This window comes from Escherichia sp. WS568 (assembly GCF_046486085.1).
Classification (GTDB): Bacteria; Pseudomonadota; Gammaproteobacteria; order Enterobacterales; family Enterobacteriaceae; genus Escherichia; species Escherichia coli.
The window spans coordinates 1-592 of record NZ_JBJQMC010000082.1; the positions used below are offsets into that span (position 1 = coordinate 1).

General features: G+C 53.9%; 1 protein-coding gene. It reads right to left on the reverse strand.

From position 1 onward, the window contains the following. Positions 1-529 (reverse strand): IS6-like element IS26 family transposase (locus tag ACJHWR_RS25305; RefSeq protein WP_060617161.1); only part of this gene is annotated, 529 nt, incomplete at its 3' end. Positions 530-592 lie beyond the last annotated feature (63 nt).

Here is a 592-nt window from a genome sequence, read left to right on the forward strand (position 1 = left end):
CATGATCGCATTCAATCACGTTGTTCCGGTACTTAATCTGTCGGTGTTCAACGTCAGACGGGCACCGGCCTTCGCGTTTGAGCAGAGCAAGCGCGCGACCATAGGCGGGCGCTTTATCCGTGTTGATGAATCGCGGGATCTGCCACTTCTTCACGTTGTTGAGGATTTTACCCAGAAACCGGTATGCAGCTTTGCTGTTACGACGGGAGGAGAGATAAAAATCGACAGTGCGGCCCCGGCTGTCGACGGCCCGGTACAGATACGCCCAGCGGCCATTGACCTTCACGTAGGTTTCATCCATGTGCCACGGGCAAAGATCGGAAGGGTTACGCCAGTACCAGCGCAGCCGTTTTTCCATTTCAGGCGCATAACGCTGAACCCAGCGGTAAATCGTGGAGTGATCGACATTCACTCCGCGTTCAGCCAGCATCTCCTGCAGCTCACGGTAACTGATGCCGTATTTGCAGTACCAGCGTACGGCCCACAGAATGATGTCACGCTGAAAATGCCGGCCTTTGAATGGGTTCATGTGCAGCTCCATCAGCAAAAGGGGATGATAAGTTTATCACCACCGACTATTTGCAACAGTGCC